Genomic DNA, 1,695 nt, shown 5'->3' with positions numbered 1-1,695 from the left:
GGTCTGGGGTAAACCTAGCCTCGCTTCTTAAACTTGGGATTGGCAGAGTGATTAAAAAAGGGCGGTCACCGATGACCCCTTGTACAAGTTCTCCAAATGTTCCATTACAGCTTCCTTTACCAAGTTTCATTTTTAATCTCCTCTCCATCCCCGGTTCGCTATGGCCCATAACAATGGCAAAAAAGGAGGCATAATTCCGATGTGTTACGGGAATGCCTGCATAGGCTGGCGCAGCGATCACTGATGTGATCCCCGGCACGATTTCATAGGGTATGCCATTTGCAACGAGTATTTCCGCTTCTACGCCTATACGGCCAAAGATACATGGATCGCACCCTTTTAATCTGGTGACGATTTTTCCTTCGGTTGCATTCTCGATTAAAAGCTCATGAATTTGTTCCTGAAGGATTTGATGCTTCCCTGGCTGTTTGCCGCAAAAAATTAACTCTGCCTTAGGTTTTGCTTATTTTAGCAGTTCATTATTTCACTAAGCGGTCATATAAAATGACATCCGCCTGCTGGATGCACTCCACTCCCTTAACAGTAATCTGCTTGGGATCTCCTGGTCCGGCACCGACAAGATACACTTTTCCTTTTGTCATGATGAGCCTCCTTTACGCTACTCTATTAAAATACCTGCCGATGCAAACGTGGCCATTTCCTTCAGCATTAATGTGGCTGCCTGTAAGATTGGGAAGGCAATCGCTGCCCCGCTTCCTTCCCCTAAACGCAAATCCAGATCAACAAGAGGCTTCTTTCTTAATAACTGAAGGGCTATTTCGTGTCCCGGTTCCACGGACTGATGTCCAGCAATCATATAATCACTTGCAGTCTCGCACATTTCCTTTGCCAGTAGTGCTGAAACGGTGCAGATAAACCCGTCGACCAAAATCGGAATCCTGTTTGCCGCTGCCGCTAGCATTGCACCCGTCATTCCCGCAATTTCCAAGCCGCCTATTTTCATTAAAATATCGATCGGATCGTTCCGGTCAGGATTTCTTTCCATTAGTGCTCTGGAAATAACAGCTTGCTTATGGCTGATTTTTTCAGGTGCAATCCCTGTTCCCCGACCGACAAGCGTACGGATGTCCTGACCGCTTAAAACGGCTAGTATGGCACTGCTTGGTGTCGTATTGCCGATTCCCATTTCACCAAGAATTAAACATTTGCATCCATGCTTAATCATATGTTCAGCCCGTTCATAGCCAACGGTGATCGCTTTTTCCACTTCTTCTCTTGTCATCGCATTGTGCTTGCAAAAATTTCTTGTTCCGTAACGAATCTTCCGTTGCACGACACCGTCCGCCTCGATATCAGCGGCGACACCAATATCGACTACCTCAAACATCGCTCCAATTTGTCTGCTAAAGACATTAATCGCAGCACCGCTGTTTAAAAAGTTCATCACCATTTGCGCTGTCACTTCCTGCGGGTAAGCAGATACCCCTTCTTCGGACACTCCATGATCCGCGGCAAACACAATTACACCAGGAGGCGACACGACAGGAAAGGCTTCGGAAGTCATTTCCGCCAGTTGTATCGCCAATTCTTCCAATCTGCCTAAACTGCCTGGAGGTTTGGTTAAAATATCGATATACTCACGGACCTTTTGACCCATTTCTGCATCCAGAGGTGGAATCGTCGTTTTTAGATCATTCATTGTGTAATCCCCTTTTTTTGAATTCCTTCATTTTT

1 protein-coding gene and 1 pseudogene are annotated in these 1,695 nt (G+C 46.1%); both read right to left on the bottom strand.

From position 1 onward, the window contains the following. Nucleotides 1-160 precede the first annotated feature (160 nt). Nucleotides 161-602 (bottom strand): annotated as a pseudogene (gene cobA / locus V7659_RS24300) (uroporphyrinogen-III C-methyltransferase); the annotation flags it as partial. Nucleotides 603-619: 17 nt separating this feature from the next. After that, nucleotides 620-1,660 (bottom strand): nicotinate-nucleotide--dimethylbenzimidazole phosphoribosyltransferase, encoded by a 1,041-nt coding sequence (gene cobT / locus V7659_RS24295; protein ID WP_335542711.1) that lies wholly within the window; start codon nt 1,658-1,660, stop codon nt 620-622. Between the last annotated feature and the right edge of the window lie 35 nt (nt 1,661-1,695).

Source organism: Neobacillus drentensis (assembly GCF_036966985.1).
GTDB lineage: Bacteria > Bacillota > Bacilli > Bacillales > Cytobacillaceae > Neobacillus > Neobacillus drentensis_E.
This window is presented reverse-complemented; position numbering and strand designations above follow the sequence as displayed.

Excerpts from the sequence above, each read along its gene's own strand:
- cobT (WP_335542711.1), bottom strand. The coding sequence starts at position 1,660 with ATGAATGATCTAAAAACGACGATTCCACCTCTGGATGCAGAAATGGGT.